General features: G+C 68.3%; 12 protein-coding genes. 10 read left to right on the top strand and 2 right to left on the bottom strand.

The window, feature by feature from the left end; translation table 11 throughout:
* Nucleotides 1-53: 53 nt before the first annotated feature.
* The 4 genes from trxA (at nucleotide 54) to AW270_RS24825 (ending at nucleotide 3,811) form a co-directional block, all read left to right on the top strand.
* Nucleotides 54-497 carry a thioredoxin gene (gene trxA, locus AW270_RS24840; RefSeq protein ID WP_061297932.1) on the top strand — a complete coding sequence of 148 codons (444 nt, stop codon included), beginning with the start codon at nucleotides 54-56 and terminating at the stop codon, nucleotides 495-497.
* Nucleotides 481-2,151: an FAD-dependent oxidoreductase gene (locus AW270_RS24835; protein ID WP_061297929.1), complete on the top strand. Its 1,671-nt coding sequence runs from the start codon at nucleotides 481-483 to the stop codon at nucleotides 2,149-2,151. The genes trxA and AW270_RS24835 overlap by 17 nt, the downstream gene beginning before the upstream one ends.
* 27 nt (nucleotides 2,152-2,178) lie before the next feature.
* Complete coding sequence (locus AW270_RS24830) at nucleotides 2,179-2,628, top strand: DUF1931 family protein (RefSeq protein ID WP_061297927.1); 450 nt, start codon at nucleotides 2,179-2,181, stop codon at nucleotides 2,626-2,628.
* A 70-nt stretch (nucleotides 2,629-2,698) separates the two neighbouring features.
* The gene (locus AW270_RS24825; RefSeq protein WP_369409001.1) at nucleotides 2,699-3,811 is read left to right on the top strand and encodes a glutathione-independent formaldehyde dehydrogenase; all 1,113 of its coding nucleotides are present in this window, start codon (nucleotides 2,699-2,701) and stop codon (nucleotides 3,809-3,811) included.
* A gap of 47 nt (nucleotides 3,812-3,858) precedes the next feature.
* Here the strand turns inward: AW270_RS24825 and AW270_RS24820 are convergent, their stop codons facing one another.
* Nucleotides 3,859-5,034 carry a zinc-dependent alcohol dehydrogenase gene (locus tag AW270_RS24820; RefSeq protein WP_061297920.1) on the bottom strand — a complete coding sequence of 392 codons (1,176 nt, stop codon included), beginning with the start codon at nucleotides 5,032-5,034 and terminating at the stop codon, nucleotides 3,859-3,861.
* Nucleotides 5,031-5,573: an SRPBCC family protein gene (locus AW270_RS24815; protein ID WP_061297917.1), complete on the bottom strand. Its 543-nt coding sequence runs from the start codon at nucleotides 5,571-5,573 to the stop codon at nucleotides 5,031-5,033. The genes AW270_RS24820 and AW270_RS24815 overlap by 4 nt, the downstream gene beginning before the upstream one ends.
* Before the next feature lie 1,527 nt (nucleotides 5,574-7,100).
* Here AW270_RS24815 and AW270_RS24810 point away from each other — a divergent pair.
* The 6 genes from AW270_RS24810 (at nucleotide 7,101) to AW270_RS24785 (ending at nucleotide 14,022) form a co-directional block, all read left to right on the top strand.
* Complete coding sequence (locus tag AW270_RS24810) at nucleotides 7,101-8,738, top strand: ABC-F family ATP-binding cassette domain-containing protein (protein WP_061297915.1); 1,638 nt, start codon at nucleotides 7,101-7,103, stop codon at nucleotides 8,736-8,738.
* 148 nt (nucleotides 8,739-8,886) lie between these two features.
* The gene (locus AW270_RS24805) at nucleotides 8,887-9,561 is read left to right on the top strand and encodes a response regulator transcription factor (RefSeq protein WP_061297914.1); all 675 of its coding nucleotides are present in this window, start codon (nucleotides 8,887-8,889) and stop codon (nucleotides 9,559-9,561) included.
* Nucleotides 9,558-10,934, top strand: a complete 1,377-nt coding sequence (locus AW270_RS24800) for a sensor histidine kinase (protein ID WP_061297912.1) — start codon at nucleotides 9,558-9,560, stop codon at nucleotides 10,932-10,934. The genes AW270_RS24805 and AW270_RS24800 overlap by 4 nt, the downstream gene beginning before the upstream one ends.
* Before the next feature lie 59 nt (nucleotides 10,935-10,993).
* Nucleotides 10,994-11,800: a polyphosphate polymerase domain-containing protein gene (locus AW270_RS24795; protein WP_082801811.1), complete on the top strand. Its 807-nt coding sequence runs from the start codon at nucleotides 10,994-10,996 to the stop codon at nucleotides 11,798-11,800.
* Nucleotides 11,801-11,806: 6 nt separating this feature from the next.
* Nucleotides 11,807-12,484: a DUF4956 domain-containing protein gene (locus AW270_RS24790; protein WP_061297910.1), complete on the top strand. Its 678-nt coding sequence runs from the start codon at nucleotides 11,807-11,809 to the stop codon at nucleotides 12,482-12,484.
* Nucleotides 12,485-12,519: 35 nt separating this feature from the next.
* Nucleotides 12,520-14,022, top strand: coding sequence for a CotH kinase family protein (locus tag AW270_RS24785; RefSeq protein WP_157522524.1), 1,503 nt, complete (start codon nucleotides 12,520-12,522; stop codon nucleotides 14,020-14,022).
* Nucleotides 14,023-14,210: the final 188 nt, after the last annotated feature.

The following is a 14,210-nucleotide window of genomic DNA, read 5'->3' as shown; positions in this document are numbered from 1 at the left end:
GGGATGACCGGCGACACGCTCTCGGTGGCTTACGAGAATCCGGAGGTCTGACCATGGGGTCACTGACCAAGGACGCGAGCGTCGTCTCATGCTCCACCTGCGGCCGGAGGAACCGGCTGCCCCGTGCCGCGTCGGGGATCCCGCGGTGCGGCCACTGCCACCAGCCGCTTCCCTGGGTCACCGAGGCCGGTGACGACGACTTCCGCGAGGTCGTCGAGTCGGCCCGGATCCCGGTGCTCGTCGACTTCTGGGCGCCCTGGTGCGGCCCCTGCCGCATGGTCAGCCCGGCGCTGGAGCAGGTCGCGGCCGATCTGGTCGGCCGCCTGAAGCTGGTGAAGGTGAACGTGGACGAAGCGCCCCGGCTCGCGGAACGCTTCACCGTACAGGCCATCCCGACGCTTGCCATGATCGATCAGGGCCGGGTCGTCACCCGGCGATCGGGCGCGGCGCCGGCTCCCGTCCTCCGTGAGTGGGTGGACCATGCGCTGGCCGCCTGAGCTCCGTGAGACGCCGGACCCGCAGGGGGCCTACCCGAGGCTGAGCGACGCGCAGCTCCAGGCGCTCGCCCCGCACGGCGAGCGGCGCCGGGTCCACCGGGACGAGGTCCTGTACGCGGAGGGTCTTCCGTGCGCCGAATTCTTCGCCGTCCTGGCCGGCAAAGTCGCGACGGTCGAGGGATTCGGAGACGACGGCGAGGTGATCGGTGTCCACGGGGCGGGCCGGTTCCTGGGAGAGCTCAACATGCTCACCGGCCAGGTGGGCTTCGTCACCGGCGTGGTGGCCGAGGACGGCGAGGTCCTCGCTGTGCCGGCGGACGCGCTGCGCCGCCTGGTCGCCGGGGATCCGGGGCTCGGCGACCTGATCCTGCGGGCCTACCTCATCCGCCGAACGATGCTCATCGGACTGGGGGCCGGATTCCGCATCATCGGCTCCTGCTACTCGGCCGACTCCCGGCGGCTGCGGGAGTTCGCGGCACGCAACCGGCTGCCGCACCGGTGGATCGATCTCGAGCAGGACCACGAGGCAGAGCGGTTCCTGTGGAGCATGGGCGTCACCCCGGAGGAGACCCCGGTCGTGATCCTGAACGGCGAGAAGGTGCTCCGCAACCCGAGCACCCCGGAGCTGGCCCGGGCGATCGGGCTCCCCACGCCACGCGTGCGGCAGGACCGATGCGACCTGCTCGTCATCGGAGCCGGACCGGCGGGCCTGGCGGCGGCGGTCTACGGGGCGTCGGAGGGCCTCGCGACGCTGGCTCTGGAGAACGTCGCGGCGGGCGGCCAGGCGAGCACCTCCTCCCGGATCGAGAACTACCTCGGCTTCCCGGCCGGGATCTCCGGCGGCGAACTGGCGGAGCGGTCGGTGATCCAGGCCGACAAGTTCGGCGCGCAACTCCTGGTCCCCGCACAGGCCTGCGGACTGCATCTGGACGCGGGTGATCACATCGTCACCGTCGGGGAGGGCGGCGCGATCCACGCGCGCACCCTGATCATCGCGACCGGCGCCCGCTACCGGAGGCTCGAGGTCCCGAACCTGGAGAGGTTCGAGACCACGAGCGTCTACTACGCGGCGACCATGGTCGAGGCCCAGCTGTGCGAGCAGGACCCGATCGTCGTCGTGGGCGGAGGCAACTCGGCCGGTCAGGCCGCCCTGTTCCTGTCCCGGCACGCCGCCTGCGTCCGGCTGCTCGTGCGGGAGGACACACTGTCCGCGACCATGTCCCGCTACCTGGCCGTCGAGGTCGAACGGCACCCCGGGATCCAGATCATGCTGAACACCGAGGTCCGGGAGCTGATCGGGGAGGAGAAGCTCGCCGCGGTCGGCGCCGAGGACAACCGCACCGGCGAGCGTTTCACGATCGAGGCCCGCGCGATGTTCATCTTCATCGGCGCGGAGCCGTACACCACCTGGCTGGCCGACGAGATCGCGCTCGACCCGAAGGGCTACATCCTGACGGGCGCGGACGCCACCCGGTCCGGCAGGCAGGACACGCCCGACTCCACCGGTCGCCCGTTCCCGCTGGAGACGAGCAGGGCGGGCGTGTTCGCGGCCGGGGACGTGCGGAGCGGCTCGGTCAAGCGGGTGGCCGCGGCGGTCGGTGAAGGCGCCATGGCCGTACGGCTCATCCACGACTATCTCCAGGCCGGAGAGTGACTCCGGGCCGGAAGGAAGGAGACCTCCATGGCTCTCATGGCGGTGCCGAGATTCGAACGGTTCTTCCGCAGCGCCGCAGGCGTCGACGTCGACAAGAGCGACCTGCGGCGCTACGGCGACTTCGTGAACGACAAGGTCCACGATCTGCTGGTGATGGGCCAGGCCCACGCCAAGGCGAACCATCGCGACGTCATCGAACCCTCCGATCTACCTGTCACGAAGGGCCTCCAGGAGAGCATCCACCGGTTCCGGGGCCTGGATGAGGACATCGAGCTGAAACCCATCCTGGAGCAGCTCGCCACCCTGCCTCCGCTGGACCTGTCGATCGGCGAGGAGACCGTCGACCGCCTGCCCGAGATCGTCGGTGGCCTGTCGGTGGCACTGGCCCAGACGTTCAAGATCGTGGATCCGGACGTCAAGAACCCCGCGACCCAGCAGTGGGAGCGCACGATGAGTGTCTTCAATCTGCTGCTCTGACGGCCGCACAACAACCGCATGCGAGGAAATCATGAGAGCAGTCGTATACAACGGACCTCGACAGGTCGATGTGGAGCAAGTCCCTGACGCGCGCATCGAGCAGCCCACCGATGTCCTGGTACGCATCACCACGACCAACATCTGCGGGTCGGACCTGCACATGTACGAAGGCCGGACCGACTTCGAGACAGGCCGGATCCTCGGCCACGAGAACCTCGGCGAAGTGGTCGAGATCGGACCGGCCGTCTACCATGTCCGCGTCGGCGACCTGGTCTGCATGCCGTTCAACATCTCGTGCGGCTTCTGTGAGAACTGCGAGAAGGGCCTGACGGCCTACTGCCTCACCACCAATCCCGAGCCGGGCATGGCCGGGGCGGCCTACGGTTTCGCGGACATGGGGCCCTACAGCGGCGGCCAGGCCGAGCTGTTGCGCGTGCCGTTCGGCGACGTCAACTGCCTCGTCCTGCCGGACGACGCACAGGAGAAGCAGAACGACTACGTGATGCTCGCCGACATCTGGCCAACCGGCTGGCACGCGACGCAACTCGCCCAGGTGGAGGCGGGCGATACGGTCGTGGTCTACGGAGCGGGGCCCGTCGGGCTGATGGCGGCCTACTCCGCCACGGTCAAGAGCGCGAGCAAGGTGATGGTCGTCGACCGTCACCCCGACCGGCTCGCCAAGGCCGAGGAGATCGGCGCGATCGCGATCGACGACTCCAAGGGCTCACCGGTCGACCAGATCATGGAGCTCACCGACGGCCTGGGCGCCGACCGGGGCTGCGAGTGCGTGGGCTACCAGGCGCACGACCCGCAGGGGAACGAGCACCCCAACATGACGCTCAACGACCTGGTCAAATCGGTCAAGTTCACCGGGACCATCGGCGTCGTGGGCGTCTTCATCCCGACGGACCCCGGCAGTCCGAACGATCTCTTCAAGCAGGGCGAGATCGCCTTCGACTACGGAATGTTCTGGTTCAAGGGCCAGAAGATCGGCAACGGCCAGTGCAACGTGAAGAGCTACAACCGGAAGCTCTCCCGGCTCATCCACGAAGGGAAGGCCAAGCCGTCGTGGGTCGTCTCACATGAGCTGAACCTGGACGACGTGCCGAATGGCTACGAGCACTTCGACCGGCGGGATTCCGGCTGGACCAAGGTCGTCATCCACCCCGACCAGCTCAACTGAGCCCACAGCGGCCGGCCCCCGTGTAGGGACCGGCCGCTCGGCCGCCGTCAGGGTTTGAGCACGACCTTCTCGCAGTGGTCCTGCTTGTTCTTGAAGAGCTCGAAGCCGCGTTCCGCCTCGTCGAGCGGCAGCCTGTGGGTGATGATCCGGGTCGGGTCGATCTCCCCGCGCTCGATGCGCCCCAGCAGCGGCTTCATGTAGCGCTGCACGTGGCACTGCCCGGTGCGCAGGGTCAGCGACCGGTTCATCCACGCACCGGCCGGGAACTTGTCCACCAGACCTCCGTAGACGCCGATCACCGAGACCACGCCGCCGCTGCGGCACGACATGATGGCCTGGCGCAGCACGTGCGGACGGTCGCTCTCCGCCCGTACGGCCTGCTTGACCCGGTCGTACGTGGCGATGTGGGCACTGCCGTGGGTGGCCTCCAGGCCGACGGCGTCGATGCACTTGTCCGGTCCCCGGCCGCCGGTCAGCTCGAGCAGCCGGGACCGCACGTCGACCTCCTCGAAGTTCACCGGGATGTGGCCGGCCCGTTCGGCCATCTGCAGCCGGTACGGCTCCTTGTCGATGGCGATGACCTTCGCGGCGCCGAGGATCCGGGCGCTGTCCATGGCGAACTGGCCGACCGGTCCGGCTCCCCACACCGCCACCACGTCGCTGGGCTGGATGTCGCACATCTCGGCGCCCATGTAGCCGGTGGGCAGGATGTCAGACAGGAACAGCACCTGCTCGTCGGCCAGATCGGACTCGATCTTCAGCGGACCGACGTCGGCGAACGGCACCCGCGCGTACTGTGCCTGGCCCCCCGCGAAGCCGCCGGTCAGATGCGAGTAGCCGAAGATCCCGGCGACCGGGTGACCGAACATCTTCTCGGCGATCCCGGCGTTGGGGTTGGTGTTCTCGCAGCAGGAGTACAGCTCGGCGGCGCAGGCGCCGCACGCCCCGCAGGCGATCGGGAACGGCACGACGACCCGGTCCCCCACACGCAGCCGGTCCGGATCGACGCCCGGGCCGACCTCGACCACCTCACCCATGAACTCGTGACCCATGACGTCGCCGTCCTGCATCGTGGGCACATACCCGTCGACCAGGTGCAGGTCAGAGCCGCAGATCGCGGTGGACGTGATCCGTACGATGGCGTCGCGCCTGTTCAGGATCCTCGGGTCCGGCACGTCACGGACCTCGACCTTGTTGCGCCCCGCCCAGGTGTTCGCCCTCATGCCTCCGCCCCCTTCGCGAACTCGGCGTCCGACAGCGGTTGCGCCGGACGCTGCGGGAACTCCTTGCGGGCCCGCTTGCCCCACGGGGCGCCGTCGGACCGGACCACCTCGCCGGTCTCCAGCACCTGCTTGAGCCGGCGCAGGTCGTCGTCGAGCTGCTGGTGCGGTTCCTCGCCGAAGTACTTGGCGACCGCCTTGCCGACCGGGCCGCCCGGGATGTCGTAAAGCAGGACGACGTGCACCTCGGTACTCACACCGTCCGGGGCCGGCATGAAGCGGACCGTGCCGGCGTTCGGCACGTCGGCGTCGCCGGTCGACCGCCACCTGATCTTCTCGCCGGGCGCCTCGTCGAGGATCTCCGCGTCCCACTGGACGTCCTTGCCGAACGGGGCGTTGGCGACCCAGTGGCTCGTACGGTCACCGGTGGTGCGGACCTCCTCGAGATGGGCCATGAACGTCGGCAGGTTCTCCAGATCGCGCCAGAAGGCATAGACCTCCGGTGCGGGTTTGCGAATGGTCGTCGTGGCCGTCAGTTCCATGAGTTCTCCTCTGCGTATGCCTCGCACCACCAGCAGGGAGCAGATCTCAGGTCCACCACCGTGATCCCGGCGGCGACGCCGGTGACACCGACGAGCCGCCGCCGAATGCGCTCGCCCTCGTGGGCGCTGGCCGGCCGAGCGAGATCAGGTTGACCGCGTCGCCCGTGATCCAGGCCGCGGCAGTTCAAGTTGGGCGTACCCCTTGAAATGCCACCAAACCCACCCATCGATCGCAGCGGAAATCGCTCACTTACCCAGGCCGCCGCGACCCCAGGGGCGGCTCCCGGCACACGCACGTGCCCTTCGAGGTGCGCGCCTTGGGGACCCGTTCGAGTGCGGACTCCACCCACTTCCTCGCACGTCGCCGTTTCGGCTGCCGGCGAGGCGAGCGACATCCCCCATGGCAATGGCAACACTTACAACAGTGGCAACGAGGCTGTCAGCCGCCCCCGGGTTGGACGCCCTTCCGGGCCAACCGTAGGTATCTGCGATGCACCGTCCAGACCGTAGAGATCGCGGACGCTGAACCCGCGACGCCGAGACTTGCCCACAACGACCTCGCTTGCCCGGTGTGTCACTAACAGTGCCCGACCGTGACGGAATGTACCGTCGAAAGTACGTAACGCCTCACCGTTGCGGACAAGTGATGCGCGGAGAGCGCGGAAGCCCGGTGCGAAGGTCATCCGCGCTCTCCGTGGACACCTTCACCGGGCCATACACGCGACGGAGAGATCGGCTGAAGCGAGTCACCGCCAACACTGTGCCTGCCCAAAATTCCAACCGTGCAGATCAATCCACATGTGAGTACTCATGGCGGACTCCGCCGAGCCAGGCTCGCCGGCGGATAGTCAAACTCGCAATCCGCTCTTGATCGATGATCGGATCCGGATTGGGTTCCCCCGCTCAATGGGCCGGTCACTACGCCACCAATCGCGGCGCTCGGTGCCGCTCCGCCTTCTCAACAGGACGAGCGAGCGTGAAGGTCAGGTTTTGTGATCACCCCACCGTGGTTCGGTAAAGCCCGACCGGGTGATTCACAGTTGCTCGGCGGTTGCTCATTGGTACCCGATACGGGGCGGCATTGCGCACCACCAGCGGGGACTTTGACAGCGGCAAATCCGGGCGGTCTAATAGAAATAGATAGCCTGCGGCATTGATGAACACTAAGTCCGTATACTTTTAATCCGTAGGTTCAGGGTTGCCCAGCCTCCGGCCCTGGCAACCTGGACGAGGCCGTCCGCGCCTTCGAGGAACCCATGTGGGCACAGGCCGGCCGGTGGGCGAAGAGCACGACGGCCGGCCTGGAACGCCTCGTGAGCCCGAACCCCGCCGCAGCCCTCTTCGACGCCGTCCAGCCATCCTGACTTCGCGCCGGCGAAGGCGGCCGTGGCCGATCGGCCTGCCTGATATTGCTTTCGTCGCCGGGGTTGGTGAGGTGGACAGGTCAGTGAAGTCGCTGCCCATGGTGGTCACCACGGTGGTAACCAATGGGTGGCACACGAGATCACGGCTACCATCGTTCACGACATGAGCGCAACAATCGTCGTGAAGGATCTCGCGGCCGGGCACGGGGAGCGGGTCCTGTTCTCGGGGCTCGACCTCGTGGTCGCACCCGGCGACGTCATCGGGCTCGTCGGCGTCAACGGCGCGGGCAAGTCGACGCTGCTGCGCCTGCTCGCCGGCCTCGACGCGCCGGAGCAGGGCGGCATCAGCCTCGCCCCGGCCACGGCGGTCGTCGGTCACCTGCCCCAGGAGCCGGAGCGCAGGCCAGGCGAGACCGTCGGCCTGTTCCTGGCCCGGCGTACCGGTGTCGCCCAGGCTCAGCGCGATCTCGACGCCGCCACGCAGGCGCTGGTGGAGGGTCTGCCGGGCGCCGAGGACGCCTACAGCACGGGCCTGGAACGCTGGCTCTCGCTGGGTGGCGCGGACCTCGACGAGCGCGCCGCCCAGGTGGCCGCCGACCTGGGCCTCACGGTCGGCCTCGACCAGCCGATGACCTCGCTGTCCGGAGGCCAGGCGGCCCGTGCGGGGCTCGCCTCGTTGCTGCTGAGCCGCTATGACCTCTTCCTGCTCGACGAGCCGACCAACGACCTCGACCTCGACGGGCTCGACCGGCTGGAGAAGTTCGTGACCGGCCTGCGCCCGGGCACGGTCCTGGTCAGCCACGACCGCGAGTTCCTCGCCAGGACCGTCACCAGCGTGCTCGAGCTCGACCTGGCCCAGCAGCAGGTTCGGCTGTACGGCGGCGGCTACCAGGCCTACCTGGCCGAGCGTGAGGTCGCGCGGACGCACGCCAGACAGCAGTACGAACAGTACGCCGAGACCCGCGCCCAGCTTGAGCTCCGCGCCCGCACCCAGCGGGCGTGGATGGAGAAGGGCGTCAGGAACGCGCGCCGCAAGATGAGCGACAACGACAAGATCGGGCGGAACGCCCGGGGCGAGACGACCGAGAAGCAGGCGGCCAAGGCCCGGCAGACGGAAAGGCTGATCGAGCGACTCGAGGTGGCGGAGGAACCGCGCAAGGAGTGGGAGCTGCGGATGGAGATCGCCGCCGCGCCCCGCGCCGGAGCGGTCGTCGCCACCCTGCGCGGCGCGGTGGCCCGCCGCGGCTCTTTCTCACTTGGTCCTGTCGATCTGGAGATCGGCTGGGCCGAGCGGGTGGCCATCACCGGGGCCAACGGCACAGGCAAGTCCACGTTGCTGGCCGCACTGCTCGGCCGACTCCCGCTTGAGGAAGGGCAGTCCTCGCTCGGCCCCGGCGTGGTGGTCGGAGAGGTGGACCAGGCACGGGGGCTCTTCCTGGGAGGCGAGCCGTTGCTGGACGCCTTCGGGGCGCTGGTCTCGCCGATGCCGCCCGCCGAGGTGCGTACGCTGCTGGCCAAGTTCGGGTTGAAGGCCGCACACGTGATGCGCCCGGCCGCGACTCTGTCGCCCGGCGAGCGGACCCGGGCAGCTCTGGCGTTGCTGCAGGCCCGGGGCGTCAACCTCCTCGTGCTCGACGAGCCGACCAACCATCTCGACCTGCCCGCGATCGAGCAGCTGGAGTCGGCGCTCGCGCACTATCCGGGCACGCTGCTGCTGGTCACGCACGATCGGCGCATGCTTGAGGCGGTGCAGGTGAGCCGTCGCCTGCGGGTCGATGCGGGGCGGGTCACGGAGATCTGAGTACGACACATGCCGCGACAGCGGTGTTCAGCTGAACCGCGTCCGTGCGTGCCGGAAGAGATCGCCGATGACGAAGAGTAGTCAAACGCTCAGTCGCAGCCGATCCGGCTCTGAGCCTTTCTTCAGACCGACCGCGTAGAAATCGACTATGGACGCCCAAGTGCTGGTGGTCGATGACGAGCCGAGCATCCGTGACCTGCTCGCCGAGGCGTTGGAACTCAACGGGTTCAGCGTCAGGACCGTCTCCTGCGGTCGGGCCGCCCTCCAGGAGGTGGCGGCCGAGCGGCCCGACATCGTGATCCTCGACGTCATGCTCCCGGACGTCGACGGCTTCACTGTGGCGCGGCGGCTCGGCGGCCACGGCCCGCCGGTGCTGTTCCTGACCGCGAAGGACGAGGTCGACGACCGTATCCGGGGTCTCACGGCGGGCGGCGACGACTATGTCACCAAGCCGTTCAGCCTCGAAGAAGTGGTGCTGCGGCTGCGGGCGATCCTGCGGCGCATGCAGCCGCCGGAGTTCGACGGCGTCATTCGCTACGCCGACCTCGAACTCGACGAGGAGGCTTACGTGGTGCGCCGGTCGGGTCGTCCGATCCATTTGTCGCCGACGGAGTTCGCTCTGCTCCGCTACTTGATGATCAATGCCGAGCGGGTGGTCGGCAAGTCGCAGATCCTCGAACGCGTCTGGGATCACGGGTTCGACACCGACAGCCGGATCGTGGAGTCGTACATCAGCTATCTGCGCAGGAAGATCGACACGGGCGGGCCGCCGCTGATCCACACCCTGCGGGGTGTCGGTTATCGGCTGTCGAGCACGCCATGACCCGTCCGTGGCCGCTGCGGCTGCGGCTGCTGGCGGCGCTGCTCACCGTGTCGGCGATCGGGCTGGCGGTGTTCGCGGTGGCGGGAGTGCTGGTGCTCGAGCGGTCGCTGCTGGCGCGCTCCGACAGCCAGTTGAGCGACTTCGCCCTGAGCGTCGGTCGCCGCCCGCCGCCCTCGGACCTCCCGCCTCCGCCGCCGCGCGGGAGCCTGGAGCTGCCGAGCCAGTTCCGGGTCTCCTTCCACACCCCCTCCGGGCAGCTCGAACGGCACCTGCCCGCCACCTCCGACGACGGACCGGCACTGACCCCCGGCATCGTCACCGGGGCGACCGGCCGGCCGTTCACCGTGGGCGGCTGGCGGGTGATCGTCGAGCGGTTGCCTGACGGGCGGCGGGTCGCCGTGGCGATGTCGCTGGAATCGAACCAGGCGACCGTGCGGAGACTGCTGATCATCGAGATCGCCGCCGGTGTGGTCGTGCTGGTCCTTCTCGGGGCGCTCGCCTGGGTTCTGGTACGACTGGGGCTGCGTCCCCTGACCAGGATGGAGACCACCGCCGAGGCCATCACGGCCGGAGACCTCGACCGCCGGGTGGCCGACACCGACCCGCGCACCGAACCCGGCAGGCTCGGTACCGCTCTCAACACGATGCTGGAGCGCCTGGCCTCCGCGCTGAAGGCCCGTGAGCAGTCGGAGCAGCGGCTGCGCCACTTCGTGGCGGACGCCTCCCACGAGCTGCGCACCCCGCTGACCTCGATCCGCGGCTTCGCCGAGCTCTACAAGCACGGGCGGCAGACCCGCGATCCGGTGGCCGTGCGGCTGCTGGGCCGCATCGAGAACGAGGCCAGGCGCATGGGCGTGCTGGTGGAGGACATGCTGCTGCTGGCCCGGCTCGACCGCGAGCCGATGCTCGACCTCAGCACGGTCGACCTGCGGGTGCCGGCCGGCGACGTCGTGCACGCCGCCCGTGCCAGGGAACCCGGGCGGCCGATCACCTTGGAGGTGCCGGGCGATCCCGTCTGCGTGCACGGGGACGAACACCGGCTCCATCAGGTGATCGCGAACCTGGTCGGGAACGCGGTCACCCACACCAGCGACCGCGTCTTCGTCACCGTCGCGCGCCGTGACGAGAAGACCGCTCTGGTCTCGGTACGCGATCAGGGTCCCGGCATCGACGCCGAGCATCTGCCGCATGTCTTCGACCGCTTCTACCGGGTCGATCCGTCGAGGTCACGGGCTCATGGCGGGACTGGTCTGGGCCTGGCGATCGCGGCGGCGCTGGTCGAGGCGCACCACGGCCGGATCGAGGTGGAGAGCGTCGCGGGCGAGGGCGCCACGTTCCGGGTGACGCTGCCGTTCATGTCTGGTCCGGCCTAGGTTCACACATTGTTCCCAGGTTCGTCGGGTCGTATATGCGCTGACCCGAACGGAGGAACATGCACGGTGACCGATTGCGCGCGCCGAGCAGGCTGCACGCCTTCAACCGCTACGAGATCAAGTACCTGATCGACGTCGACCAGGTCGACCGGCTGCGGGAGGAGATCGAACGGCGCCTCGACCGCGACCGGCACTGCCCTGACGAGGGCTACAGCATCTGGAGCACCTACTACGACACCCGGCGGCTCCGCTTCTACTGGGAGAAGATCGAGGGCCTGAAGTTCCGCCGCAAGCTGCGCATCCGCCACTACGGCGACCGCTTCGCGGCCACCGCGCAGACCCCCGTGTACGTCGAGATCAAGCAGCGGGTGAACAAGGTCACCCAGAAGCGCCGGGTCCGGCTCCCCTACGCCGAGGCGCTCGCCCTGTGCGACCGGCGGCAGATGGTCGAGAGCGACTCGCAGCCCTTCGTCGAGGAAGTCCTCGACCTGGTGTCCCGCCTCGACCTGGGCGCCACCGCGATGACCGGCTACACCCGGCACGCCTACGTGGGCCGCGACGCCGACCTGGGCCTGCGCGTCACCTTCGACCGCCGCATCCGGGGCCGCGACCGCGACTTCGACCTCGCCGCCCAGGCGGAGAACCGGCTGATCGTGCCGGCCCGCAAGGCGATCGTCGAGGTCAAGGCCAACGAGCGGGTGCCCTACTGGTTCACCGACCTGGCCGCCGCGCGGAACCTCCAGGTGGTCCGGGTCTCCAAGTACTGCCAGAGCGTGGAGGCCTACGGGCTGGTGCCGCGCTCGATCTTCCACCTCTCCGACGACCACCACGCCGACGCGCGCCGTCCGGCCTACCTGAAGGTCTGATCCCCCATGGACTTCACTTTCCAGGACCTGTCCGGCACGTTCAGCGTGACCGACATCGCCGTCGCCATGGCCCTGTCGTTCGTGCTGAGCGCGATGATCGGCTGGGTCTACCGGGCGACGCACCGCAACGTGTCCTACAGCCAGTCGTACGTGCAGACGCTCGTCATCCTCGGCATGCTCATCTCCTTGATCATGCTGGTCGTCGGGTCGAACATCGCCCGCGCGTTCGCCCTCGTCGGAGCCCTGTCGGTGGTCCGGTTCCGCAATGCCATCAAGGAGACGCGCGACGTCGGTTTCATCTTCCTGGTCATGGCCGTGGGCATGGCGGTCGGCACCCGCTTCTACGTGCTGGCCGTCGTCGCGGCCGTGGCGATCTGCCTGATCGTCGTGATCATGAACCGGTTCAACTGGTTCGCGCTCAACACGCGGCGCCAGGTCGTGAAGGTGCAGGTGCCCTCCGACGAGGACTACACGCACGCCGTCCAGGACATCCTGATCCAGCACACCGACGAGTTCGAGCTGGTCAGCATGGAGTCGATCCGGGCCGGTGCGCTCATGGAGCTGATGTACACCGTGAAGATCAAGAAGGGCCACGAGCCCGCCGATCTGATCAGCGCCCTGCGCGGGCGCAACCACGGCCAGTCGGTCACCGTCCTGACCGGCTACGACCAGACCGACCTCTGATGGCCCTCAAACACCGGATCCCCGTCTCCCTGAGGATGAACTGGAAACCGGTCGCCGCCTCGGGGATCTTCCTGGCGGTGTGCGCCGGGGTCTTCGGAACGGGAACCATCCGCCCGTACGTGACCAGCACCGCCTCCGCTTCCGGGGCGACCGTGATCACCGACCTGAAGGGTTCGGCGGAGCTCTTCGACCCCTCGAAGCCCCACGAGGTGAAACTGACCTTCACCGACGCCGCCTACGAAGAGATGCTGACCGAGTACTTCAAGAGCGGCGAGAAGAACTACGTCGAAGCCGACCTGGTCATCGATGGGACGACGATCCCCAGCGTCGGCGTCCGGCTGAAGGGCAACTCGACCCTGGGCAGCCTGACCTGGAACGGCAAGGGCCGAGAAGGCGGCCGGGGGCCGGTCGGCGGCGGATTCCAGCCACCGGAGGGCTTCGAACCGCCACCCGGCGGCGGGTTCGCTGGAACGGGTGGCATGTCCCTCAAGGCGGAGGAGCCGGAGAACCTGCCCTGGCTGATCAGCTTCGACGAGTTCGCCGAGGGCCGCCGCTACCAGGGCCACAGCCAGATCGCCGTCCGCCCGACCTCTATGGGGTCGTCGACCCTGCTCAAGGAGTCGCTGGCGATCTCGATGGTCGACACGTCGGGTGAACCGTCACAGGGTTACGCGTACAGCGCCTTCTCCGTGAACGGCCGCTCCTCGGGCCCTCGGCTGCTGGTCGAGTACCTCGATGAGGGCTACGCGGAGGAACTGGGCGACGGCGTGCTCTACAAGTCGCTGGCGACGTCGAGTTTCACGTACAGGGGCGAAGACCAGACCTCCTACATGGACGACTACAAGCAGATCAACGCCAAGGGCGAGCAGGACCTCCAGCCGGTGATCGACCTGGTCAAATGGGTCGAGCAGTCCTCCGACGAGGAGTTCGCCGCGGGCTTGGCCGCGAAGCTCGACGTGGAGTCGTTCGCCCGCTACCTGGCCCTGCAGAACATGCTGCTCAACTTCGACGACATGGCAGGGCCCGGCCGCAACTACTACTTGTGGCACGACCTCACGACCAAGAAGTTCAAGGTCATCACCTGGGACCTGAACCTCGCCTTCAGCGGCGACGCGACCGCCGGCCCTGACGATGCGTTGAGCATGGGCGGTTTCGGCCGCATGCGCCAAGGTGACCGGCGACCCGCGGACCCGACCGGTGCACAGGACGCGGCCGCAGGTCGATCTGATGGGCAGAGCCAAGCACCCGAGCAGGCTCAGCGGCGGCCAGGTGGTGGCGGAACGCGCATGGGACACACGCTGAAGGACCGCTTCCTCGAAACGCCCGCCTTCAAGAAGATCTACGAGGAGCAGTACCAGAAGCTCTACCAGGACCTCCTCTCCAGTGGAAAGGCGGACACCCTCCTCGACCGTGCGGTCGCGTCGTACCAGGCCAACCAGGGCGCCGACGCCACCGAGGCCCAGAAGGAACTCGCCTCCCTCCGCGAGACCCTCACCACCCGCACGAAGTCCCTGGGGGACGCCTTCGCCAAGCAGTGACCCGGACCGGGGCGAGACCTTGACTCGCAGCCAGGGCCCACCCACCGAGAGCATGGCCGAGACCGCCAGAGCGCCAAGATCGGGCACGCGAAGGAGCTTGTGGGCTCCATGGGTCAGTCGCTCAGGGAATAGATACCCCATGGGGGTATGTTGGAGCGTGCGGCCGGAACGTCGGCCCACGAAGGAAG

The sequence above is a fragment of the Herbidospora cretacea genome, from assembly GCF_001570605.1.
GTDB classification, from domain to species: Bacteria; Actinomycetota; Actinomycetes; order Streptosporangiales; family Streptosporangiaceae; genus Herbidospora; species Herbidospora cretacea.
This window is presented reverse-complemented; position numbering and strand designations above follow the sequence as displayed.

Bases quoted from the DNA above. Each gene is read 5' to 3' on its own strand.
- trxA (WP_061297932.1), top strand. From the start codon at position 54: ATGGGGTCACTGACCAAGGACGCGAGCGTCGTCTCATGCTCCACCTGC.
- AW270_RS24835 (WP_061297929.1), top strand. From the start codon at position 481: ATGCGCTGGCCGCCTGAGCTCCGTGAGACGCCGGACCCGCAGGGGGCC.
- AW270_RS24830 (WP_061297927.1), top strand. From the start codon at position 2,179: ATGGCTCTCATGGCGGTGCCGAGATTCGAACGGTTCTTCCGCAGCGCC.
- AW270_RS24820 (WP_061297920.1), bottom strand. From the start codon at position 5,034: ATGAGGGCGAACACCTGGGCGGGGCGCAACAAGGTCGAGGTCCGTGAC.
- AW270_RS24815 (WP_061297917.1), bottom strand. From the start codon at position 5,573: ATGGAACTGACGGCCACGACGACCATTCGCAAACCCGCACCGGAGGTC.
- AW270_RS24810 (WP_061297915.1), top strand. From the start codon at position 7,101: ATGAGCGCAACAATCGTCGTGAAGGATCTCGCGGCCGGGCACGGGGAG.
- AW270_RS24805 (WP_061297914.1), top strand. From the start codon at position 8,887: ATGGACGCCCAAGTGCTGGTGGTCGATGACGAGCCGAGCATCCGTGAC.
- AW270_RS24800 (WP_061297912.1), top strand. From the start codon at position 9,558: ATGACCCGTCCGTGGCCGCTGCGGCTGCGGCTGCTGGCGGCGCTGCTC.
- AW270_RS24795 (WP_082801811.1), top strand. From the start codon at position 10,994: ATGCACGGTGACCGATTGCGCGCGCCGAGCAGGCTGCACGCCTTCAAC.
- AW270_RS24790 (WP_061297910.1), top strand. From the start codon at position 11,807: ATGGACTTCACTTTCCAGGACCTGTCCGGCACGTTCAGCGTGACCGAC.
- AW270_RS24785 (WP_157522524.1), top strand. From the start codon at position 12,520: ATGAACTGGAAACCGGTCGCCGCCTCGGGGATCTTCCTGGCGGTGTGC.